General features: G+C 73.7%; 1 pseudogene. It reads right to left on the bottom strand.

Annotated elements, in window-relative coordinates:
* Nucleotides 1–56: 56 nt before the first annotated feature.
* Nucleotides 57–372: pseudogene (locus tag PUR26_RS02345) on the bottom strand (hypothetical protein); the annotation flags it as partial.

Genomic DNA, 372 nt, shown 5'->3' with positions numbered 1-372 from the left:
GCGGCAGTGGAATGCGGACCTCTCGCCATTCCGCGCGATACGGTCCGCCGGCGCCGCTATCGGGGGTTTCGAAGGAGAGGCGCGTTCCGCAGAACGGCGGGTGTGCGGCGTTCTGCGCCGCAGCGTTCGGCCAGCAGCGCGTAAGGCAGCAGCGCCTCCAGGCCGGGCGGGCCGAACAGCGATTCGCCGACCGGCAGTTCGCCGACGAACCCGGCCGGTACGGCGACGTTGGGGTGGCCGGCCAGGGCGGGGAGGGTGGAACTGGTCCGGGTGACCGGATCGGGCCCGTCACCGATGCGCCAGGCCGGGCCGCTGGTCGCGGCCATCAGGACGTCCACACCGTGGTCGGCCAGGGCCGTGGCGAGCAGCTCG

It is taken from the genome of Streptomyces sp. SP18CS02 (assembly GCF_036322365.1).
Classification (GTDB): domain Bacteria; phylum Actinomycetota; class Actinomycetes; order Streptomycetales; family Streptomycetaceae; genus Streptomyces.
This window is presented reverse-complemented; position numbering and strand designations above follow the sequence as displayed.